This is a genomic window from Rhizobium sp. 01N48, assembly GCF_056399145.1.
This window is the reverse complement of sequence record NZ_JBFTQT010000002.1, coordinates 100,309-121,081: the sequence shown is the minus strand read 5'-3', so window position 1 is coordinate 121,081 and position 20,773 is coordinate 100,309. Positions and strand designations below refer to the sequence as shown.

The 20,773-nt window shown below is 61.3% G+C and carries 19 protein-coding genes and 2 pseudogenes; 18 read left to right on the top strand and 3 right to left on the bottom strand.

Going from position 1 to position 20,773, the window contains the following annotated elements:
• The 9 genes and pseudogenes from AC1DOG_RS04310 (at position 1) to AC1DOG_RS04270 (ending at position 8,337) form a co-directional block, all read left to right on the top strand.
• Positions 1 to 276, top strand: a complete 276-nt coding sequence (locus AC1DOG_RS04310; protein ID WP_477926933.1) for a LacI family DNA-binding transcriptional regulator — start codon at positions 1 to 3, stop codon at positions 274 to 276.
• A 12-nt stretch (positions 277 to 288) separates the two neighbouring features.
• Positions 289 to 603: pseudogene (locus tag AC1DOG_RS04305) on the top strand (substrate-binding domain-containing protein); the annotation flags it as partial.
• 29 nt (positions 604 to 632) lie between these two features.
• Positions 633 to 1,001, top strand: a pseudogene (locus tag AC1DOG_RS04300) (substrate-binding domain-containing protein); the annotation flags it as partial.
• Between the two features lie 144 nt (positions 1,002 to 1,145).
• Entirely contained in the window at positions 1,146 to 2,156 is a 1,011-nt protein-coding gene (locus AC1DOG_RS04295; RefSeq protein ID WP_477926932.1) for a LacI family DNA-binding transcriptional regulator, read from the top strand.
• Between the two features lie 41 nt (positions 2,157 to 2,197).
• Positions 2,198 to 3,436, top strand: coding sequence for an ABC transporter substrate-binding protein (locus AC1DOG_RS04290; RefSeq protein ID WP_477926931.1), 1,239 nt, complete (start codon positions 2,198 to 2,200; stop codon positions 3,434 to 3,436).
• Positions 3,437 to 3,532: 96 nt separating this feature from the next.
• Complete coding sequence (locus AC1DOG_RS04285; protein WP_018896632.1) at positions 3,533 to 4,447, top strand: carbohydrate ABC transporter permease; 915 nt, start codon at positions 3,533 to 3,535, stop codon at positions 4,445 to 4,447.
• On the top strand, positions 4,444 to 5,307 hold the full coding sequence (locus AC1DOG_RS04280) for a carbohydrate ABC transporter permease (protein WP_112943501.1): 864 nt from the start codon (positions 4,444 to 4,446) through the stop codon (positions 5,305 to 5,307). The genes AC1DOG_RS04285 and AC1DOG_RS04280 overlap by 4 nt, the downstream gene beginning before the upstream one ends.
• Before the next feature lie 20 nt (positions 5,308 to 5,327).
• Positions 5,328 to 7,247: a glycoside hydrolase family 127 protein gene (locus AC1DOG_RS04275; RefSeq protein ID WP_477926930.1), complete on the top strand. Its 1,920-nt coding sequence runs from the start codon at positions 5,328 to 5,330 to the stop codon at positions 7,245 to 7,247.
• Between the two features lie 13 nt (positions 7,248 to 7,260).
• Positions 7,261 to 8,337: an ABC transporter ATP-binding protein gene (locus AC1DOG_RS04270; RefSeq protein ID WP_289727899.1), complete on the top strand. Its 1,077-nt coding sequence runs from the start codon at positions 7,261 to 7,263 to the stop codon at positions 8,335 to 8,337.
• Here AC1DOG_RS04270 and tehA read toward each other — a convergent pair.
• A complete protein-coding gene (gene tehA / locus AC1DOG_RS04265) occupies positions 8,334 to 9,338 on the bottom strand; it encodes a dicarboxylate transporter/tellurite-resistance protein TehA (protein WP_477926929.1) in 1,005 nt (334 codons plus the stop codon). The two genes, AC1DOG_RS04270 and tehA, sit on opposite strands and share 4 nt — an antisense overlap.
• 206 nt (positions 9,339 to 9,544) lie before the next feature.
• A complete protein-coding gene (locus tag AC1DOG_RS04260; RefSeq protein ID WP_112818828.1) occupies positions 9,545 to 10,444 on the bottom strand; it encodes a LysR family transcriptional regulator in 900 nt (299 codons plus the stop codon).
• Positions 10,445 to 10,563: 119 nt separating this feature from the next.
• Between AC1DOG_RS04260 and AC1DOG_RS04255 the strand changes: the two genes are divergently transcribed.
• The 6 genes from AC1DOG_RS04255 to AC1DOG_RS04230 all read left to right on the top strand — a co-directional run bounded on the left by AC1DOG_RS04255 (position 10,564) and on the right by AC1DOG_RS04230 (position 16,925).
• Positions 10,564 to 11,496, top strand: a complete 933-nt coding sequence (locus tag AC1DOG_RS04255; protein ID WP_477926928.1) for a VOC family protein — start codon at positions 10,564 to 10,566, stop codon at positions 11,494 to 11,496.
• Positions 11,497 to 11,638: 142 nt separating this feature from the next.
• A complete protein-coding gene (locus AC1DOG_RS04250) occupies positions 11,639 to 12,328 on the top strand; it encodes a hydrolase (RefSeq protein WP_111560831.1) in 690 nt (229 codons plus the stop codon).
• A gap of 79 nt (positions 12,329 to 12,407) precedes the next feature.
• Complete coding sequence (locus AC1DOG_RS04245) at positions 12,408 to 12,695, top strand: XapX domain-containing protein (RefSeq protein ID WP_112435380.1); 288 nt, start codon at positions 12,408 to 12,410, stop codon at positions 12,693 to 12,695.
• A gap of 99 nt (positions 12,696 to 12,794) precedes the next feature.
• Positions 12,795 to 14,672, top strand: a complete 1,878-nt coding sequence (locus AC1DOG_RS04240; RefSeq protein WP_112949998.1) for an amidohydrolase — start codon at positions 12,795 to 12,797, stop codon at positions 14,670 to 14,672.
• Positions 14,673 to 14,892: 220 nt separating this feature from the next.
• On the top strand, positions 14,893 to 15,330 hold the full coding sequence (locus AC1DOG_RS04235; RefSeq protein ID WP_112943507.1) for a DoxX family protein: 438 nt from the start codon (positions 14,893 to 14,895) through the stop codon (positions 15,328 to 15,330).
• A complete protein-coding gene (locus AC1DOG_RS04230) occupies positions 15,327 to 16,925 on the top strand; it encodes an MFS transporter (RefSeq protein WP_112943508.1) in 1,599 nt (532 codons plus the stop codon). The genes AC1DOG_RS04235 and AC1DOG_RS04230 overlap by 4 nt, the downstream gene beginning before the upstream one ends.
• Before the next feature lie 75 nt (positions 16,926 to 17,000).
• Here the strand turns inward: AC1DOG_RS04230 and AC1DOG_RS04225 are convergent, their stop codons facing one another.
• Positions 17,001 to 17,483, bottom strand: coding sequence for an Lrp/AsnC family transcriptional regulator (locus AC1DOG_RS04225; protein WP_026282647.1), 483 nt, complete (start codon positions 17,481 to 17,483; stop codon positions 17,001 to 17,003).
• A 328-nt stretch (positions 17,484 to 17,811) separates the two neighbouring features.
• Between AC1DOG_RS04225 and AC1DOG_RS04220 the strand changes: the two genes are divergently transcribed.
• From AC1DOG_RS04220 to AC1DOG_RS04210, 3 genes are read left to right on the top strand one after another with little or no spacing between them, the layout of a single operon-like run.
• A complete protein-coding gene (locus AC1DOG_RS04220) occupies positions 17,812 to 18,969 on the top strand; it encodes a Gfo/Idh/MocA family protein (protein WP_477926927.1) in 1,158 nt (385 codons plus the stop codon).
• 13 nt (positions 18,970 to 18,982) lie between these two features.
• Positions 18,983 to 19,867, top strand: coding sequence for a carbohydrate ABC transporter permease (locus AC1DOG_RS04215; RefSeq protein WP_018896583.1), 885 nt, complete (start codon positions 18,983 to 18,985; stop codon positions 19,865 to 19,867).
• A complete protein-coding gene (locus AC1DOG_RS04210; RefSeq protein WP_018896582.1) occupies positions 19,864 to 20,721 on the top strand; it encodes a carbohydrate ABC transporter permease in 858 nt (285 codons plus the stop codon). The genes AC1DOG_RS04215 and AC1DOG_RS04210 overlap by 4 nt, the downstream gene beginning before the upstream one ends.
• The last annotated feature ends 52 nt before the right edge of the window (positions 20,722 to 20,773 follow it).

The following is a 20,773-nucleotide window of genomic DNA, read 5'->3' as shown; positions in this document are numbered from 1 at the left end:
ATGGATGACGTCGCGGCGGCGGCCGGCGTCAGCCGCATCACCGTCGACCGAGTGCTGAACGGCCGTGGCGGCGTCAAACCGAAGACCGAGCAGCTGGTCATCGAGACGGCGAGGGCGCTCGGCGTCGACCGCGCGCTCACGATGATGCCGACGCGTATTCTGCGCATCGGCGTGGTGCTGCAGAACAATGTGAATTCCTACTATGTGAAGCTGCGCGAAGGCTTCCTTCTCTCGGCGCAGCAATACAAGCGCTACAACATCCGCGTCACCTTCTGATATTTCGAGCAGATCAAGGCTGACGCCGCGATCAAGACGCTGGCGAAGGCCGCGGCCGAATGTGACGGCCTCGTCGTCATCCTGTTCGATGACCCTGATGTGACCGCGATGGTGGATCAGCTGTCGCGCAAGCTCCCCATCGTGACCGTCGCCTCCGACCTGCCGGGCACCGGCCGGATCGGCTATGTCGGCTCGAACGCCGTTCAGGAGGGGCGCACGGCGGGCGCGCTCATGGGGCGTTTTCTCGGTGATGCCGGCGGCGACGTGGTCGTCATCGTCGGCCTTCACCAATTGCTGGAGCATGAGCAGCGCGCGGTGGGCTTCCGCGACACCGTGGGCCGGATTATCCGAACTGCCGGGTGGTCGAGACGTTTCAGAGCTACGAGCAGGAGAACATCCGCAAGGATTTCCGCGCGCTCCTGCGCCGCCACCCCGCGCTACGCGGCGTCTACAATATGTCGGTGGGCAACCCTGTGCTCGCCGAAGAACTGAAGGCGATTGGCAAGGACCAGTCCGTCTGTGTCATCACCCACACGGTGACGCCGGAGCGGGTGGCATTGATGGATGACGGTGTCGTCGATGCGATCATCGACCGCGAGCCGTTCCTTGAGGCGCGGCGCGCGATCGAAATCCAGCTCCACCACGCCGGTCGTTTTGCCAAGGACGACATAACGCCTCCCCAGCGGCCTCGGATTTTCCTGCGCGAGAATGTCCGCTTCGAATAATCGTATCGCGAAATCGCCGGTGGTTCCCGAAGTGCCACGCGCTGCCCGAGCGTCGAAATTGGAAAATAATGAGAAAACGTTTTCTCACGTTGACTTTGCATTTGGGAAACGCTTTTCTCACCTCCGCGAGAAGGAGGAGATCGCGTGGTCGCTCGGAGCAACCGTGTCACAATTCATGACGTCGCCAAGGCTGCGGGCGTCAGCGTTTCGACCGTGTCGAAGGCGCTGAACGATACCGGCCGGATGGCGTCGGAGACGCGCGAGAAGATCAAGTCGATCGCAGCCGACGTGGGCTTCCGGCCGAATGCGCTGGCCCGCAGCCTCCTCTCCAACAGAAGTTTCACGGTGGGTCTCCTCACCAACGATACCTACGGTCGCTTCACCCTGCCGCTGATGTCGGGGATTTCAGAAGCGCTGGTCGATCATGGCGTCTCGGTCTTTCTCTGTGCGATCGAGGATGATCCGGCACTCGCCAAGGTTCATGTCGACGCCATGCTGGACAAGCAGGTGGATGGCATCATCGCGACGGGCAAGCGGGTCGACAGGTCTCTCCCGGTCGATCTCGCTGGCCTGCCGGTGCCCGTCGTCTATGCCTTCACCGAGGGCGTGCCGGGAAGCGTCATTCTGACGGCGGATGATTCCGACGGCGCGCGGCTTGCCGTCGAGCGGCTTCGCAAGGTCGGGCGCAAGAGGATCGTGCATGTAACCGGTCCCGACAGTTTCGTCTCGGCCGTGGAGCGCGCCGATGCCTTTCGCCAGGCCGTCGGCCCGGATGCGCTTGTCATGCACGGCGCCTGGACCGAGGCCTGGGGGCATGAGGCCGTCGCCATGCTTTGGGGCGGCAACAAGCCGACGCCCGACGGCATTTTCTGCGGTAACGACCAGATCGCGAGAGGTGTGGTGGACGCCTTGCGCGAGCGGGGAGTTCGCGTGCCCGAGGATGTGTCGATCATCGGTTTCGACAACTGGGAGATCTTCGCCGACCAGACGCGGCCGGCGCTGACGACGGTCGACATGAATTTGAAGGAGCTCGGTCGCACGGCCGGGCTGACGATCTTGGATCTTGCCGAAGGACGGGCTGTGGAGACCGGACTGCGCAAGCTTCCATGCAAGCTGGTTGTTCGCCAGTCCTGTGGTGGAGACCGGGAAATCTAACGGGAGGCGGGGCGCGTTTGCCCCATGATTTGGAGGAAATCATGCATAAGAGAATGCTTGCAGCGACGGCTTTGCTGTCAATATGCCTTTGCTCGGCGGCATCCGCCGAAACCGTCAGCATGTGGGTGCGTTCGGGCAGCGGCGGCGGCGCCTTCAAGGCGGTCATCGACGCCTATAACGCGGCCAATCCCGACAAGGTCGAACTCACGGAAATCCCTTCGGACCAGATGGTCCAGAAATATGCGACGGCGGTTGCCGGCGGCCAGGCGCCGGACGCGATCTCGCTGGACCTGATCTACACCCCGTCCTTTGCGTCCGCCGGCCAGCTTGAGGACTTGACCGATTTCGCCAAGTCGTTGAGCTACTTCAACGCGTTGGCCCCCGCTCACGTCAAGCAGGGCACCTATGAAGGCAAGGTCTACGGCCTGCCGCTTTTGGTCGAGACCTCCGTCTTCGCCTGGAACAAGGGCCTCTACAAGAAGGCCGGCCTCGACCCAGAGAAGGCGCCGACTTCATGGGAAGAGATCACCGCAAATGCCGAGAAGATCCGCAAGCTCGGCGGTGATGACTATGGCTTCTATTTCTCGGGCGGCGGCTGTGGCGGTTGCATGATCTTCACCTTCGCGCCCCTCGTTTGGGGTGCCGGCGCGGATATCCTCTCCGAGGATGGCAAGACCGCGGCACTGGATACTCCCCAGATGCGAAAGGCCGTCGAAGACTATCGTGCGATCGTCAAGTCGGGCGCCGTGCCTGCCAGTGCCGCGACCGATAACGGTGTGGACTTCCTGAAATTCCTCGGCGGCAAGATCGGTCAGCAGAGCCTTGGCGCGTTTGCCATCGGCACCATGATCACGCAGCATCCGGAGCTCGACTTCGGCGTGACAATGATACCCGGCGTCGACGGCAAGCCGTCGTCCTTTGCCGGCGGCGACAATATCGTCGTTACCAAGGGCACGCCGCATGTCAGCCAGATCCAAAAGTTCCTGCAGTTCGTCTATTCCGAGGAGGGGCAGACGATCATGGCCAAGAACGGCAGCCTGCCGACGCGCACCGATATCGCCGAGCAGGTCCTGAAGGGACAGGATCCGCGCCTGCTCGTGGCCGCCGATGCGATCAAGGTCGCCAAGACGCCCTATACCCTGCAGTTCAACGATCTGATCAACAGCCCGAACAGCCCGTGGTCGCAGTTCATCAATGCCGCCATGTTCGGCGATGATGTCGACGGCGCATTTGCCAACGGCCAGGCCGACATGCAGTCGATCATCGACAGCGCGCAATGATCTCAAGGATCTGAGCTTAAGGGCCGGGATCATCAGGCGGTCCCGGCCCGATACATCGCAATCGCTCGCCATTTCACAAACTGAACGAGATCAAAGATGACGACTGAAATCATCTCCGTCTCTCCGAAGCGCAGGCGGCGGCGGAGAGGGGGCTGGCGGGGCGTTGCCTATATCGCGCCCGCAATCGCCCTGGTGACCGTATTCTTCGTGCTGCCGCTCCTCTTCACCGTGTGGATGAGCCTGCACCGCTGGCCGCTCATGGGATCGCCGCGCTGGATCGGCATCGGCAACTACACCCGCATGTTCAACGATCCGCGTTTCTGGACATCGCTCGGCTTCACCGCGCAATACACGCTTGTTGTCACGATCGCGATCTTCGCGCTGGCGTTTCCGCTTGCCTTCTTCGTCGACAAGCCGCGCCGCTTCGTGTCGGGCTATCGCACCATCATCTTCCTGCCCGTCGTTATCGGCCTGGCCTCGGCGTCGCTTCTGTGGGTCTGGCTCGCCAATGTCGATAGCGGCCTGTTCTCGCCGGTCTTCGAGATGCTCGGCCTCACCCAGGGGCGGCGCAACCTGCTCGCGACCTTCGACAGCGCCTTCCTGACGATCATCGTCATGGTCGTGTGGAAGGTCGCCGGCTTCACGATGATCATTCTCTTGACCGGGCTGCAGGGTATTCCGTCGGAGCTGACGGAGGCCGCGCGCATCGATGGCGCCGGCGCCTGGCAGCGCTTTCGCCACCTGACGCTGCCCTTGATGCGCAGGACGATGGCGCTCGCGCTCATCCTGTCGGTCACCGGTTCGATCCTCGCCTTCGACCAGTTCTACATCATGACATCAGGTGGACCGCAAAACCGCATGATTTCGATCGTCTACTACATCTTCAACCAGTCCTTCGTGTCGTTCAATCTCGGTTATGGCGCGGCTCTTTCCATCGCGCTGCTCGTCATCCTGGTGGCGCTCAGCATCGTGCAGCTCTGGCTGCTCAAAGTTGGGGAGGATCGTCCATGACCGGCCGCACAGCCCTTCGCGCCCGCCGCAATGCCAGGCGCGCCACAAGCTATCACGTCGCCGGTGCCGCAATCGTGGTCTTCTTCCTGGCGCCCTTCGCGATCATGCTCATGTCATCGTTTCGCCCGCGCAGCGAAACGGCGCTGCCACCATGGCCGCTCACCGGCATCAGCCAATTCAGCGTCGATGCTTACAGGACGCTCGACACGTTCGGTGCCGGCATCTGGCATCACATGTTCAACTCCCTGATCGTGTCCGTCGCGACTGTCGTGCTCACCGTGGCGATCAGCCTGCTCGCCGGCTACGGTTTCTCGCGCTACCGGTTCCCGTTCAAGAACGTGCTGTTCATCCTGATCATCGCCACCTTGATGATCCCGTTCCAGTCGATCCTGACGCCGCTCTTCATCATCCTCTCGCGGCTGGGGCTCAACAATTCGCTGCTCGGGCTGACGCTCGTCTATGTCACGCTGCAGCTGCCCTTCTCCGTCTTCATGATGCGCAATGCGTTCGACGCGGTGCCCAAGGAGATCGAGGAAGCCGCCCGTATCGACGGCGCGCGCGATCTCGGCCTGCTTGCCCGCGTACTTTTTCCGCTGGTGCTGCCCGGTGTCGTCACCGTCGCGATTTTCGCATTCCTCAATGCCTGGAACGAGTTTTTCGCCGCACTCGTGCTTTTGTCCAGCAACGAGAAATTCACGCTGCCGGTGCTGATGACCGCGGTGCGCTCATCCAGAATGGGCGCCATCGATTGGGGCGCGGTCCAAGCCGGCGTCGTCGTCATGGTCATCCCCTGCCTGCTCGTCTTCTTGCTTCTGCAACGCTTCTACATGCGCGGCCTGATGGCCGGCGCCGTCAAATAATTCAAAGGAGAATTTGAAACATGACTACCGAAAACAAGAGCCAGTTCCGCCCGGTCGCCGTTCCCGATGTCGAGCTCAACGGCTTCTGGGGCAAGTGGCAGGATGCGGTGTGCGATTCCACGGCGGCGATCCTGCTCGATCGCTGCGAAAAAGCCGGCATGATCCAGGCGATCGACGTGAACCAGCCGAGCCCCGGCGTCGTCATACCGATCGACGAGAAGTGGACCGGCTCGACGCAGATGTTCTGGGATTCCGATCTCGGCAAGTCGATCGAAACCATCGCTTACTCGCTCTACCGCAAGCCGAATGCCGAGCTTGAGGCGCGTGCCGACGCCATCATCGACATGTATGAAAAGCTGCAGCAGGAGGACGGCTATGTGAATGCCTGGTTCCAGCGCGTGCAGCCCGGCAAGCGCTGGACAAACCTGCGCGACCATCACGAGCTCTATTGCGCCGGCCATCTCATGGAAGCCGCCGTCGCCTATTATCAGGCAACCGGCAAGCGCAAGCTGCTCGACATCATGTGCCGCTATGCCGACCACATGATCACGGTCTTCGGCCATGGCGAAGGCCAGATACCCGGCTATTGCGGCCACCAGGAAGTGGAGCTCGCGCTGGTGAAGATGGCGCGCGTCACGGGCGAGCAGAAATACCTCGACCTCTCCAAGTTCTTCATCGACGAGCGCGGCAAAGAGCCCCACTTCTTCACCGACGAAGCCATCCGCGGAGGCCGCGATCCGAAAGACTATGTGCACAAGACCTACGAATACAGCCAGGCGCATGAACCCGTGCGCGAGCAGGAGAAGGTCGTCGGCCACGCCGTGCGTGCCATGTACCAGTATTCCGGCATGGCCGACATCGCCACCGAATACCATGACGATACGCTGACCAATGCGCTGGAGACGCTGTGGGACGACCTCACGGTCAAGCAGATGTATGTCACTGGCGGCATCGGCCCGGCGGCGAGCAACGAGGGCTTCACCGACTATTACGACCTGCCCAACGATACCGCCTATGCCGAAACATGCGCCTCCGTCGGCCTTGTCTTCTGGGCAAGCCGCATGCTTGGCCGAGGCCCGAACCGCCGCTACGCTGACGTCATGGAACAAGCGCTCTATAACGGCGCGCTGACTGGGCTTGCGCTCGACGGCAAGACCTTCTTCTACGACAACCCGCTCGAGAGTACCGGCAAGCACCACCGCTGGGTCTGGCACCGTTGCCCCTGCTGCCCGCCGAACATCGCCCGCCTCGTTGCCTCCGTCGGCTCCTACATGTATGCGGTTGCCGACAACGAGATCGCCGTTCATCTCTATGGTGAGAGCAGCGTCAAGGCGAAGCTCAAGGGCGGCAACGTCAAGCTGACGCAGCACACCGATTATCCATGGAATGGCGATATCCGCATCGACGTCGATGTCGACGGCACGGCCGAATTCGGCCTCGCGCTGCGCATTCCCGAATGGGCCGAGGGCGCCTCGTTGAAGGCGAATGGCGAGACGGTCGATCTGGCCTCGTCGGTCATCGACGGCTATGCGCGGCTCAACCGCGCCTGGAAGAAGGGCGATGTCATCGCGCTCGATCTTCCGCTGGAGCTTCGCCCGCAATACGCCTCGCCGAAAGTCCGCCAGGACGTCGGCCGCGTCGCGCTCGCCCGCGGCCCACTGATCTACTGCGTCGAGGAAACCGACAACGGCCACGATCTCAACGCCTTCGTCGTTCCGCAGAAGCTCGCCGGCCACCGGACGAAGTCGATTGAAGGGCTGAACGGCGCGGTTGCGGTCGAGCTCGACGTCTCCAGGGAAGATGCCAGCGGCTGGAACGGTTCGCTCTATCGCACCCGTCCGGCCGAGCAGGTGCCGGCAACCGTCACGCTCGTGCCCTATCATCTCTGGGACAATCGCGAGCCAGGCGCCATGCTGGTCTGGCTCCAGACTGGGAAGTAGGCCGATGGTCCCGATGGAAACAGCGAGCGTCTCGCTCAAGGACGTGCGAAAATCCTACGGCAGCCTGCCTGTCGTGCACGGCATCGATCTCGACATCAAGGAGGGGGATTTCGTCGTTTTCGTCGGCCCCTCCGGCTGCGGAAAATCGACACTGCTCAGGATGATCGCCGGTCTCGAGGAGGTGACCGATGGCGAGATCAGCATCAAGGGGCGGGATGTCACCGATCTCGACCCGTCCGATCGCGGCATCGCCATGGTCTTCCAGTCCTACGCGCTTTATCCGCATATGTCGGTGCGCGAAAACCTGGCATTCGGCTTGAAGATGGCGAAGACAGACGCGGCGGAAATCAAGCGCCGCGTCGACGAAGCGGCCGGCATCCTGAAGATCGACCATCTTCTCGATCGCCGTCCGGGCCAGCTCTCCGGCGGCCAGCGGCAGCGCGTGGCCATCGGCCGCGCGATCGTGCGCGAGCCCGATGTCTTCCTGTTTGACGAGCCGCTGTCGAACCTCGACGCGGAGCTGCGCGTCTCGATGCGTATCGAGATCGCCAGGCTCCATCGCGAGCTCGGCAACACCATGATCTATGTGACGCACGACCAGACCGAGGCGATGACGCTGGCCGACCAGATCGTCGTGCTTCGAAACGGGAGGGTCGAGCAATCGGGATCGCCACGGGAGATCTACGAAAACCCGTCCAACATGTTCGTCGCCGGCTTCATCGGCTCGCCACGGATGAATTTCCTGAAGGCGGTCGCCCAGGGGAGCGGACGTTTCGACATCGCAGCGAAAAGCTTCGAGGATAAGGGGCGGCCGGCGAGCCTTCAGCGTGGGACGGAGTTCATGATCGGCATTCGGCCGGAGCATATCGTGATCGGCGAGGTCGGCGATCGGTCGATCGCCGCGCGCGTCGAGTTCTTCGAATATCTCGGCGGCACGCGATACATCTATTGTGCGCTCGAAGACGGGCAGAACCTCGTCGTCGAGCAGAGGGCCGGGCTGGATATTGAGCCGGGCGCGGTGATTGCACTCGATCTGTCGTCCAGCCAGCGTCTGTTCTTCGATGCCGAGGGAGGGCGGTTGCGCGCTTAAAGAGCTCGGGCGAGCGGGAACAGTTTCCCTCGAAAAAGGAGCACGATCGTTCCCGCCGCCAACAGGGCGATTGCTGCGGTCACCAGCCAGAGCAAGGGCATGGCGAGCGTCGACAGGATGCCCTGTTCGCCGCGGGCGACCATGCGGATCAGACCGGTGGCGAGCGCGGTCAGACCGAAGGAAAAGGCCCAATAGGACGCCGCGAATGGTTGCTTCATGACCCATGGAAGAAGGCGAAGCGCCAGAAGCAGCTGCAGCATGGCGTAGCCCACCATGGCATGGGCCAGCAGATCCGGCGCTCCGTTCGTCACGCTCAGATAGGCGGCAGCGCCGACTGCTGGCGGTGCGAGCTGGATGCCGATCGTTGGACGCAGGGGCTCGGCCAGTTCCGCTGCATTCAAGAGCCGGTTCAGGATGACGGATTCCATCGCCAGCCACGAGAAGAAACCCGCACCGAAAGCCAGTTGCGCCAGATCGGAATAGCCGAGTGCCGCGCCGACGATTGCCGCGACATAGCATCCGGCAACCGTCGGGAGATACAAGACCGGCGTCGTCGTGGTCGGATCGCGTCCGCCCTGCCACAAGGCACCCGTCCGCCATATCGCGAAGACGAGTGTCCAGAGCAGGCCGATCCAATAGAATGCCAGCGCCAGCGCGCCGGAAAACGGCGCGACCATCGCTGCGCAAAGCATGGTGGCGACGCCGATGAGGCCGATGAAGCAGCACTGCACGGGATGCACGATCTCCTTGCGCGCTTCCTCCGCGAAGAGGATCCACTTCAATCCGTAGAGACAAACGAGCACGAACCAGACAGCAAGCGCGAGAAGCGCAATGCCATCTCCGACAGTGGTAGGAAGCGCGAAATGACCGGCCGCTGCCCGCCAGGCGTTGGAAAGGCCCGCTATGCCGAGCACGATGCCGAAGGCCGATGCAGGAACGACAGGCAGTCGCTTTCGACCGGCTGCGGACGACTCGTCTAGTTGCGATTGCGTTGCGGTCATGGGGGCTCCGACGCTGGAAACGAATGGCTGCGAATGCGATCTTGCGTAAGACGATGCCCTCGCCGCTGTTCCGGCTTTGGCCAACGCATAAAGAGCCTGTTGCATCGGTATTGCAACAAACGGCGCGGCGAATTCGTCAGAATTCGGCGTGTTTCCTATCTCCTCATGCGCGATCGCCCGCGACGGCGTCCATGCGCGCAAGCCCGCTAGTCGAGCATGACCATATGCGCCGGAAGCTGCTCCTCGAAAAACTTCGAGAACGTCGCGATACGCGGCGGAAGCGTCTGGTAGGGCGGGTAGTAGAGCGTCAGCCAAAGCTCCTGCGGCGCCCAGCCCGGCAGCACGTGAACCAGCCGGCCGGTGCGGATATGCTCAGCGATGTGAAAGCCCGGCAGCATGGCGACGCCGACCCCATCGGCCGCCATATCCGCGAGCACTTCGCCATTGTTGGCGCTGAACGCGCGTCCAGCCGCGATCGAGATGCTCGATCCGCCGTCCGACAGGGCCCAGTTCTCGCGCCGGCTCTCGCCGCTGTAGGCGAGGCAATCGTCGGGCGTCAGTTCGTTGGGATGCTGCATCTCCGTGAAGCGGCTGCCCGGCGCCGCAACCAGGATCCTCGGCACCGCCCGGATCTTGCGCCAGATGGTGAATTTGTCCGAAGGCGCGGATGAAATGCGGATCGCGAGGTCGTAGTCGTCGTCGATGATGTTGACCAAGCCGTCCGACAGCGAAACCTCGAAGCTCATCTTCGGATAGCGCTCCCGGAAGCCCGACAGAATCGGCGTGAGGATCGTCTTGCCAAGCCAGGTCGGCGCGCTGATCCGCAGCCGCCCCTGGTCGGATTTGTGGGCGTTCTTGACGTCCTTGCGGGCGTTCTCGAGCGCTTCGACCGCCGGCTGGATCTGCGCCGCGAAGACGGCGCCGTCAGTGGTCAGCGACACCTGGCGTGTGGTGCGCACGAAGAGCTGGACGCCAAGATCGTCCTCAAGTGCCGCGATCGCACGGGTGACGGCGGCGGGTGTCATGTCGAGCTCGCGGGCGACCTGGGCGAAGTTGCGCTTTTCGGCGGCGAGCAGAAAGGTTTTCAGGGCCTTATAGTCGTTCATCTCAATTATTTCAAAAATCGCAATTCATTCGAGAGGAATATTGCAATTCCGCAATGCAATCAACCCGGTTACATCTGTGGTCATCGAAACGGCAACGCCCACAAAGAAAGGCAACGGCCATGATCAAGGATATCAAGGGACTGCACCACGTCACTTCGATGGCGTCGGATGCCCGAGAGAACAACCGGTTCTTCACCAACGCGCTCGGCCTGCGCCGCGTCAAGAAGACAGTCAACTTCGACGACCCGAGCGTCTACCACCTCTACTACGGCGATGAAAATGGCACGCCCGGCACGGTCATGACCTACTTTCCCTTCCCGCACATGATGACCGGCCGCCCCGGCGTCGGTGAAGTCAGCGAGACGCAGTTCTCCATCCCGAAGGGATCGCTGGCTTTCTGGAAAGACCGCCTGACGGCCCAGGGTGTGGTCGGTCTGAAGACCGACACTGTCTTCGGCGTCAACCGCCTGCGCTTCGCCGGCCCTGATGGCGACGGACTGGCGCTGATCGAAACCGCCGAAGACGTCCGCGCCCCATGGCTCGCCGAAGGCATCTCCGAAGACAATGCGATCCGCGGCTTCTCCGGTGCGCGCTTCGACCTGCACGACACCGCCGCCACATCGGAACTGCTGCAGTTCATGGGCTATGAGCGTGCCGAGGTCGAAGGTGATGTAACGCGGTTCATCATTCCCGGTGGCAATGGTGCCGACACCATCGACATCGCGTCGCTGCCGAAAACGCCGTTTGCCCGCCAGGGCGCCGGTTCTGTCCACCACATCGCCTTTGCCGTCGAGAACCGCGAAAAGCAGCTCGAAGTGCGCAAGGCACTGATGGACACGGGCTACCAGGTGACGCCGGTTATCGACCGCGATTACTTCTGGGCGATCTACTTCAGAACGCCGGGTGGAATCCTGTTCGAAATCGCAACCAACGAACCCGGTTTCGATCGCGACGAAGATACCGCTCACCTCGGCGAAGCCTTGAAGCTGCCGACCCGGTATGAAGCCTATCGCGGCCAGATCGAAGAGAACCTCGTTCCGCTCGCAGCATAACCCCGCACGGCAAACTGCCGTGCACCCCTAACGCCAACAATTTCCGCCTTCGAACGGCTGCCTGAGGCAGGCAGCCGACCGCCGGAGGCATCCCAATCCTTAACCGCCAAATTGGCAATCAAAATCTAAACGGAGAAATCAAATGTCCAAGCTCGAAGTCCTGACCCCTGCAAACAGCCAGCTCATCTTCATCGACCAGCAGCCGCAGATGGCTTTCGGTGTCCAGTCGATTGACCGCCAGACGCTGAAGAACAATGTCGTCGGTCTCGCCAAGGCTGCCAAGATCTTCAACATCCCGACCACGATCACGACGGTCGAGACGGAAAGCTTCTCCGGCAACACCTTCCCGGAACTGCTCGGCGTGTTCCCTGAGAACGACATTCTGGAACGCACGTCGATGAACTCGTGGGACGACCAGAACGTTCGTGATGCCCTTGCCAAGAACGCCGCCGGCGGCCGCAAGAAGATCGTCGTCTCCGGCCTCTGGACGGAAGTGTGCAACACCACCTTCGCGCTCTCCGCCCTCCATGATGTCCCCGACTACGAAATCTATATGGTCGCCGATGCATCCGGCGGCACCTCGGTCGACGCCCACAAGTATGCGATGGACCGCATGGTACAGGCCGGCGTCATCCCCGTGACCTGGCAGCAGGTCATGCTCGAATGGCAGCGCGACTGGGCCCGCAAGGAAACCTACAACGCCGTCACCTCGCTGGTGAAGGAACATTCCGGCGCCTACGGCATGGGCATCGACTATGCGGTCACCCATGTCCACGGCGGTGCCGAGCGCGTCAGCCACGGCAAGCGCATCGGCCCGAACCCAGCCAAGTAATCACCCGTGACCGCCGCTTCCGCAGGATCGAATGTTCCAGATGCGGAAGCGGCTTTCATCTAGAGTCGAGGATGGCCCCATGAAACTCTACCTTCTTTCCATCGGCGCAGGTCTTCTGGTCGGTATCGTCTACAGCCTGCTCAATGTTCGCTCTCCCGCGCCACCGATCGTGGCTCTTGTCGGCCTGCTCGGCATTCTGGTCGGCGAGCAGCTCATCCCCTTCGCCAAGACACTGATCGCCAGGGAGCCGGCGGCCGTCTCCTGGATCAACCAGATCAAGCCGCACATGTTCGGCCATATGCCGAAGGGCGAGAGCCGCAATGACGTCGTCGTGTCTCGCCAGGATCAGCACAAGTCTGATAGCTGACACCGCAAGAGGAGATTCGCTTGCGGTGGGGCCGACGCCCAGTCAATCCGGCGCAAAGCGTTGAAATCAATCTTAATAATGAAGCCAGGAGCATTTCCCATGTTCGCCGACCTCATCCTTCACCACGGTTTGATCACCACGCTCGATCGCACCAATCCAACCGCCAGCGCCGTCGCCATCAAGGACGGCGCCTTTCTCGAAGTCGGCACCGATGCCGAGATCATGGCGCTCGCCGGCCCGGATACCAAGATCGTCGACCTCAAGGGCAAGCGCGTCCTGCCCGGCCTGATCGACAACCATACCCACGTCGTGCGCGGCGGCCTGAACTACAACATGGAACTGCGCTGGGACGGCGTCCGTTCGCTCGCGGATGCGATGGACATGCTGAAGCGCCAGGTGGCGATCACGCCGGCCCCGCAATGGGTTCGCGTCGTCGGCGGCTTCACCGAACACCAGTTCGCCGAAAAGCGCCTGCCGACGATCGAGGAGATCAATGCGGTTGCACCGGATACCCCCGTCTTCCTGCTTCATCTCTATGACCGCGCGCTTTTGAACGGTGCAGCGCTCCGCGCCGTCGGTTACACCCGCGATACGCCCAACCCGCCCGGCGGCGAGATCACCCGCGACGCCAACGGCAACCCGACGGGCATGTTGCTTGCCAAGCCGAACGCCGGCATTCTCTACTCGACGCTCGCCAAGGGCCCGAAGCTGCCCTTCGATTACCAGGTCAATTCCACCCGCCACTTCATGCGCGAGCTCAATCGTCTCGGCGTTACCGGTGTAATCGATGCAGGCGGCGGCAACCAGAACTATCCCGATGACTACGAGGTCATCCAGAAGCTCTCCGACGAAAACCAACTCACCGTTCGACTAGCCTATAACCTTTTCACGCAGAAGCCGAAGGCCGAGAAAGAGGATTTTCTCAACTGGACGTCTTCGGTCAAGTACAAGCAGGGCAACGACTACTTCCGCCACAACGGCGCCGGCGAGATGCTGGTCTTCTCCGCCGCCGACTTCGAGGACTTCCGCCAGCCGCGCCCGGAAATGGCGCCGGAGATGGAAGGCGAACTCGAGGAAGTCGTGCGGGTTCTGGCCGAAAACCGGTGGCCCTGGCGCATGCATGCTACCTATGACGAAACCATCTCGCGTTCGCTCGATGTCTTCGAGAAGGTCAACAAGGATATTCCGCTCGAGGGCCTCAACTGGTTCTTCGACCACGCCGAGACCATCTCGGAGCGTTCGATCGACCGGATCGCGGCGCTCGGCGGCGGCATCGCCACACAGCATCGCATGGCTTATCAGGGCGAATACTTCGTCGAGCGCTACGGCCACGGCGTTGCCGAAGCCACGCCGCCGATCAAGCGCATGCTCGACAAGGGCGTCAATGTCTCGGCCGGCACCGACGCCACCCGCGTCGCCTCCTATAATCCATGGGTGTCGCTCTCCTGGATGGTCACGGGCAAGACGGTCGGTGGCATGCAGCTTTATCCGCGCGCCAATTGCCTCGACCGCGAGACCGCATTGCGCATGTGGACGGAGAAGGTCACCTGGTTCTCCAACGAAGAAGGCAAGAAGGGCCGCATCGAGAAGGGCCAGTTCGCCGATCTCGTGGTCCCCAGCAAAGACTTCTTCGCCTGCGCCGAGGACGAGATCTCGTTCCTCACCTCCGATCTCACGATGGTCGGCGGCAAGATTGTCTACGGCTCGGGTGACTTCGCCAAATACGACGAAAGCAACATCCCGCCCGCCATGCCGGACTGGTCTCCGGTGCGCAAGTTCGGCGGCTACGCCGCCTGGGGCGAGCCCGATGGCGCCGGTGCCCGCTCGCTGCGCCGCACGGCCATTTCGACCTGCGGCTGCGCCAGCGATTGCGGCGTCCACGGCCACGACCACGCCGGTGCCTGGACCTCGAAGCTACCGATTGCCGATCTCAAGGGCTTCTTCGGCGCACTCGGTTGCTCCTGCTGGGCCGTTTGAGGCTGACGCGATAATCGAACGACGTATCGGCCTGGGCAGCGGGAGACCGCTGCCCAGGCTTGTTTTGCAGGAGTGGAAGGCTCCGCTCAATAATTGCAGATAACGCAATTAAATCGAAACTATTGATGCAATTGTTGGCGGCAATAGTTCCCGCCAATATGGCTCCATCAGACGAACACAGCGCCGCTCGAACCGACCGGCCAAGATCGCAGGAGCAACGATGACCAGCCACTCTCCTTCAACACCGCGCAGGCTTCTGGCCGACGTCGTTTCGGCGCCCGCCGTGCGAACGGCCGCGCTGCTCGCGCTTTGCGCCGCCTATATCCAGGGCCCGCTCACCAAGATCTTCGATTTCGGCGGCGCGATCGGCGAGATGGAGCATTTCGGCCTTTCCCCGGCGCCCGTCTTCGCCGTCGTCGTCATTGCATTCGAGCTGACCGCCTCGGCCATGGTGGTGTCGGGCAAGCTGCGCTGGCTGGGCGCTCTCGCGCTCGCCGGCTTCACTGTTCTCGCGACCTTCATCGCGCTTCGTTTCTGGGAACTGCCCGCCGGCATGGAGCGGATGATGGCGACCAACGCCTTCTTCGAACATCTCGGCCTCGCGGGCGCCTTCATCCTCGTCACCATTTTCGACATCACCAAGGGAGCTGAAAAATGAGCACCGCAAAATCCTCCGGGGGCAGCTTCGCTCCACTCGCTCAACCCGTCTTCGCCGTCCTCTGGGCGGCCACCGTTCTCGGCAATACCGGCAGCTTCATGCGCGATGTCGCGAGCTCCTGGCTGATGACCGATCTCTCGGCCTCGCCGGCCGCAGTCGCCATGGTTCAGGCGGCGGGCACGCTGCCGATCTTTCTTCTCGCCATTCCGGCCGGCGTACTGACCGATATTCTCGATCGCCGCAAGTTCCTGATTGCAGTGCAGCTGCTGCTCGCCTCCGTCAGCATCAGCCTCATGGTTCTCGCCCAGACGGGCATGCTCTCGGTCAGCGCTCTGATCGGTCTCACCTTCCTCGGCGGCATCGGCGCAGCACTCATGGGGCCGACCTGGCAGGCGATCGTGCCTGAGCTCGTCAAGCGCGAGGACGTCAAGAGCGCGGTGGCGCTGAATTCGCTCGGCATCAATATCGCACGTTCGATCGGCCCGGCGGCCGGCGGTCTTCTGCTTGCGGCGTTCGGCGCGGGTCTCACCTATGGTGCCGACGTTGCGAGCTATATCATCGTCATCGCAGCACTTGTCTGGTGGCCGCGTGCCAAGAACGCCAATGATGCCCTGCAGGAGAATTTCCTCGGCGCCTTCCGGGCGGGCCTTCGCTACACCCGTGCCAGCCGCCCGCTGCATGTCGTGCTTCTGCGCGCCGCGATCTTCTTCGCCTTCGCCAGTGCCGTCTGGGCCCTGCTGCCGCTCGTCGCCCGCCAGCTTCTCGGCGGTGATGCAAGCTTCTACGGTATCCTGCTCGGTGCGGTTGGCGCTGGTGCGATTGCCGGAGCGCTCGTCATGCCGAAGCTGCGTGAACGCTTCAGCGCCGATGGTCTCCTGCTCGGTGCGGCCATCATCACCGCTGTCGTCATGGCTATCCTGTCGCTTGCTCCGCCGAAGGCTGTTGCCATCGTCGCTCTGCTCTTCCTCGGCGGCGCATGGATCACCGCTCTGACGACGCTCAATGGTGCGGCTCAGGCTGTCCTTCCGAACTGGGTGCGCGGTCGCGGTCTTGCTGTCTACCTCACCGTCTTCAATGGCGCGATGACGGCTGGCAGCCTTGGCTGGGGTGCAGTCGGTACGGCCGTCGGAATTCAGGCTACGCTCATTATCGGTGCTGTCGGCCTTCTTGTTGCCGGTCTCATCATGCACCGTGTGAAACTGCCTGCCGGCGATACCGATCTGGTTCCGTCGAGCCACTGGCCGGAACCGCTTGTCGCCGAGCCTGTCGCCCACGATCGTGGACCGGTCCTCATCCTGATCGAGTACAACGTCGAAAAGCACAACCGTTCGGCCTTCCTTCGTGCGCTGAACGACATGTCGAACGAACGCCGCCGCGATGGCGCCTATGGCTGGGGCGTGACGGAAGACTCTGCGGATCCGCAGAAGATCGTCGAGTGGTTCATGGTGGAAAGCTGGGCAGAGCATCTTCGGCAGCACAAGAGGGTATCGAACGCCGATGCCGATCTGCAAGGGAAGGTGCTTGCCTACCACTCGGGCCCGGAGAAGCCCGTCGTCCGGCACTTCCTGACGATCAACCGCCCAGGCAAGGCCTGAAAGTCTGGACATAGAAGGGGGCTGGGAGGTCCCCTTCATTTGTCATAACAGCCGGGGTCTTCCTCGCTTCTTTCGTCAGCGCAGTCGCGTCAGATCGACCGGGCGGTTATTGATGATGGCCTCCATCGAGAAGAAGCCTGTCACCGTAGCGAGATCGAAATTCGTGATGAGCTTCTGGTAGAAGGCGTCGTAGCCGGACATGCCTTTTGTTACGACCTTGATCAAGTAATCCCAGTCGCCGCCGATGCGATAGAAGTCGATCACCTCGGGTAACCGTTCGACGTGTGCCCGAAAACCCTCGCTCCATTCCTTCGAATGATGGCGCGTGCGGATCATGACGAAGACTGTTAGATCGAAACCCAGCGCCTTGAGGTCGATGTCGCTATGCGATCCCCTGATAAGGCCAAGGGAATGCAACCGTTGTAGCCGACGCCAGCAGGCGTTTTGTGATAGGCCGATCTTTTCAGCCAGGTCGCGCTGCGACAAGGTCGCGTCATTCTGCATTGCGCTGAGGATCTTCATGTCAAACGCATCGATTTTAGCGGTAGAATCGTTCATTTGACACGCCTCGCAATCGATGTTGGAATGGTTTACTCGAACTTGTGAGAGACGGCACGATATCTGTCAATGCTCACAGTGCACGTGCTTCAAAGACAGGCGGAACTTCCGGCTGATTGCCCTTTGAAGCCAAGGGTGGGGACGGCTCAGGCCGCAGATTGGGCGTTCGGCGCTCGCTGTGCCCAGGATGAAAATCAAAATGCCTGTCAAACAAGCGTTATGAAAATTAATTTCACAGTTCCAACTTTTTCCGTGTTTCGTGTTGACGAGATCGAATTTTTGTCTCAACTTGACGAAAATAAATTACGTAAATGGGAACGAGAGCAGCATGAAAGTGGGAATTATCGGGCTAGGTTTCCGGCTCGGCTATCTGGGCTACGTCTTCAAGTCGATTGATGAAAGCTTCGAGATCGTCGGCTATGTCGATCCCGAGCCCGCGGGCCTGCCGGGTCTCGTCGAAAAGAGCGTTTCCGTCGGCAAATCCTATGCGACGCCGCAGGAGCTCATCGCCAACGAAAAGCTCGATCTCCTGATGATCGGCTCGCCCAATCTCTTCCATCTCGAGCATATCCGCATCGGCCTCGAAGCCGGTCTGAAGGTGTTCTGCGAAAAGCCGATCGTCACTACGATCGCCGAAAGCATCGAGCTTGCGCGTCTGATGGCCAAGTTCGGTCACGAGCGGCTGATGGTCGGCCTCGTGCTGCGTTACTCGCCGCTTTATCGCGACCTGCAGGCGGTCCAGGCTGCCGGCAATCTCGGCCAGATCGTCTCGATCGAGGCGTCCGAGCATATCGAACCCTATCACGGCGCATTCTTCATGCGCGACTGGCGCCGCTACGAGCGTTATTCCGGCAGTTTCATGCTGGAGAAGTGCTGCCACGATCTCGACCTTTATAATGGCATCGCCGGCGCGCGGCCCGAGCGGGTCGCAAGCTTCGGCGGCCGCAAGAGCTTTACGCCGGCAAACGATCCCGCTCGCGAAGGAATCAATGACCTCGAGCTGTTCCATCGCAAGCCGAGCGGCTGGAAGGGCACCGACAAGGTGTTCGACAGCGATGCCGATATCATCGACTACCAGGTCGCCATCGTCGAATATGCCAATGGCGTGGGCATGAACTTCCATACCAACCTCAACGTTCCTGACCAGTTCCGCCGCTTTGCGATCATGGGCTCGCGCGGGATGGCCGAGGGCGACTTCGTGCGCGGCTATCTCGATGTGCATGAGCAGCTGACCGGCAAGAAGGTCGTTGAGAACAAATACGCGGCCACCGAACTCTCGCAGCACTATGGTGCCGACGAACAGATGGCGGCCGACATTCTCGACAGCGTTCGCACCGGTACGGTGCTGCCCGTCTCGACCCTGAATGCCCTTGAAGCCGGTATTCTGGCACTCTCCATGGACGAGGCCCGCATCAAGAAGACGGTTGTCGACCTGCGTCCCGTATGGGACAAGTTCGACGAGGCGCTCCACGCCAGAGCGGCTTGAGGAGGGCGGCAGGATGAACGTTCAAAGAAGCAACCTCATCTTCGCCTGGATCCTTCTCCTTCCGGCAGTCCTCTATGTCGCGGTCATCGTCGCTTACCCGCTCGTCGATACGTTCATTCTGTCCTTCACCGATGCGTCGCTCAGAAAAGTGACCAATTGGGTGGGCTGGGCGAACTATGAGAAGATCTTCAACGCGACCTTCGCAGACGTGATCGTCCGCACCTTCATCTGGACCTTCTTCTCGGTCTCGCTGAAGATGATCATCGGCACCTTCGGCGCATCGCTGCTGAACAGCGCGGTGCCCGGTCGCTCACTGTTTCGTCTCCTGACCATGCCGCCATGGGTGGTGCCGATGGCGATCGGCATCTTCATGTGGGGCTGGATGTATAACGGCCAGTTCGGGATGATCTCGGGCATGCTGCAGCGCATCGGCTTCGTGGACGGCCCGGTGGCCTTTCTCGCCTATGGCAACACGGCATTCTGGGCAACGATCATCACCGACGTGTGGATCGGCGTGCCGATGGTCACCATCTATTTCCTGGCGGCCATCCAGTCGATCCCGAAGGATCTCTACGAGGCGGCCTGGACGGATGGCGCGGGGCGTTTCTATCGCTTCCGCCGCATCACCTTGCCGCTGATGGTGCCGTCGATCATCACAATGTCGATGCTATCGCTCATTGCCACGTTCAACTCCTTCGATATCATCTGGATCCTGACGCAGGGCGGCCCCAGCGGACAGACCACGACGATGATCATCGATACCTACCAGACGGCTATCGGCTCGAAGAAATATGGTGAGGGTGCGGCCCGCGCGGTGCTGATCTGCATCTTCCTCTCGGCATTCTGCTTTGCCTATTTCCGTGTCACCCGTCGGCTCAACCCGGAGAAGCGCGCATGAAGAACGCGGCCATGATCGATCGCTACAGCTGGTGGGAAATCCTGCTGATCTACCTTGGTGTCTTGGTGTTCCTCACCTTCGTGCTGGCGCCCTTCGTCGAAGGCTTCCTGGTGTCGCTGAAGCCGCTCAGCCAGCTATTCTCGTCGCCGTACCGCTTTTGGCCGGAGAACGGATCGTTCGAGGCCTATCGCACCATGTGGATCAGCGTTCCGGGCTTCGGGCGCTATATCTTCAACTCCTTCTTCATCTCGATTATCGTCACCGTGATCGTGCTGGCGCTCGTCATCCCGGCCTCCTACGCCTTCGCGAAGTTCGAATTTCGCGGCATGGGCCTGCTGCTTGGCGCGTTCCTGACGGTCAACATGTTCTCTGGCGCCGTGCTGCTCATTCCGCTTTTCCGACTGATGCGCACGCTCGGCGTGCTCAACACCTATTTCGCGATGATCGTGCCTGGCGTGGCGTTCCTCATTCCTTCGGCGATCTGGCTGCTGAGGACCTACATGATCCGCATCCCGCAGGAGCTGAACGAGGCCGCCTATATGGATGGAGCCAGTCACTTCTATACGTTGCGCCGCGTGATCCTGCCGATTGCCATGCCGGGGATCATCGTCGTCGCCATCACCACTTTCATCGGCGCCTACGCGCAGCAATTCATCTTCGCGCTGACCTTCAACTCGAAGACCGAATACATGCCGTTGCCGGTGGGGCTCTTTGCTTACTTCGGTAAGCAGGAGGTTATCTGGAACGAGCTGATGGCAGCCTCCTTCGTCGGCATTCTGCCCGCGATGGTCATCATCTTCTTCCTGCAACGATATCTCGTCGGCGGTCTGACTGCCGGTGCGGTAAAACAATAACAAGTGAACAGCTAACTAACGGGAGTATTGACGTGTGCATCGCTTTCAAAAC

Coding starts and splice junctions, on each gene's coding strand:
- AC1DOG_RS04220 (WP_477926927.1), top strand. CDS start 17,812: ATGAAAGTGGGAATTATCGGGCTAGGTTTCCGGCTCGGCTATCTGGGC.
- AC1DOG_RS04240 (WP_112949998.1), top strand. CDS start 12,795: ATGTTCGCCGACCTCATCCTTCACCACGGTTTGATCACCACGCTCGAT.
- AC1DOG_RS04225 (WP_026282647.1), bottom strand. CDS start 17,483: ATGAACGATTCTACCGCTAAAATCGATGCGTTTGACATGAAGATCCTC.
- AC1DOG_RS04235 (WP_112943507.1), top strand. CDS start 14,893: ATGACCAGCCACTCTCCTTCAACACCGCGCAGGCTTCTGGCCGACGTC.
- tehA (WP_477926929.1), bottom strand. CDS start 9,338: ATGACCGCAACGCAATCGCAACTAGACGAGTCGTCCGCAGCCGGTCGA.
- AC1DOG_RS04285 (WP_018896632.1), top strand. CDS start 3,533: ATGACGACTGAAATCATCTCCGTCTCTCCGAAGCGCAGGCGGCGGCGG.
- AC1DOG_RS04210 (WP_018896582.1), top strand. CDS start 19,864: ATGAAGAACGCGGCCATGATCGATCGCTACAGCTGGTGGGAAATCCTG.
- AC1DOG_RS04270 (WP_289727899.1), top strand. CDS start 7,261: ATGGAAACAGCGAGCGTCTCGCTCAAGGACGTGCGAAAATCCTACGGC.
- AC1DOG_RS04275 (WP_477926930.1), top strand. CDS start 5,328: ATGACTACCGAAAACAAGAGCCAGTTCCGCCCGGTCGCCGTTCCCGAT.
- AC1DOG_RS04310 (WP_477926933.1), top strand. CDS start 1: ATGGATGACGTCGCGGCGGCGGCCGGCGTCAGCCGCATCACCGTCGAC.
- AC1DOG_RS04230 (WP_112943508.1), top strand. CDS start 15,327: ATGAGCACCGCAAAATCCTCCGGGGGCAGCTTCGCTCCACTCGCTCAA.
- AC1DOG_RS04260 (WP_112818828.1), bottom strand. CDS start 10,444: ATGAACGACTATAAGGCCCTGAAAACCTTTCTGCTCGCCGCCGAAAAG.
- AC1DOG_RS04290 (WP_477926931.1), top strand. CDS start 2,198: ATGCATAAGAGAATGCTTGCAGCGACGGCTTTGCTGTCAATATGCCTT.
- AC1DOG_RS04255 (WP_477926928.1), top strand. CDS start 10,564: ATGATCAAGGATATCAAGGGACTGCACCACGTCACTTCGATGGCGTCG.
- AC1DOG_RS04245 (WP_112435380.1), top strand. CDS start 12,408: ATGAAACTCTACCTTCTTTCCATCGGCGCAGGTCTTCTGGTCGGTATC.
- AC1DOG_RS04250 (WP_111560831.1), top strand. CDS start 11,639: ATGTCCAAGCTCGAAGTCCTGACCCCTGCAAACAGCCAGCTCATCTTC.
- AC1DOG_RS04280 (WP_112943501.1), top strand. CDS start 4,444: ATGACCGGCCGCACAGCCCTTCGCGCCCGCCGCAATGCCAGGCGCGCC.
- AC1DOG_RS04215 (WP_018896583.1), top strand. CDS start 18,983: ATGAACGTTCAAAGAAGCAACCTCATCTTCGCCTGGATCCTTCTCCTT.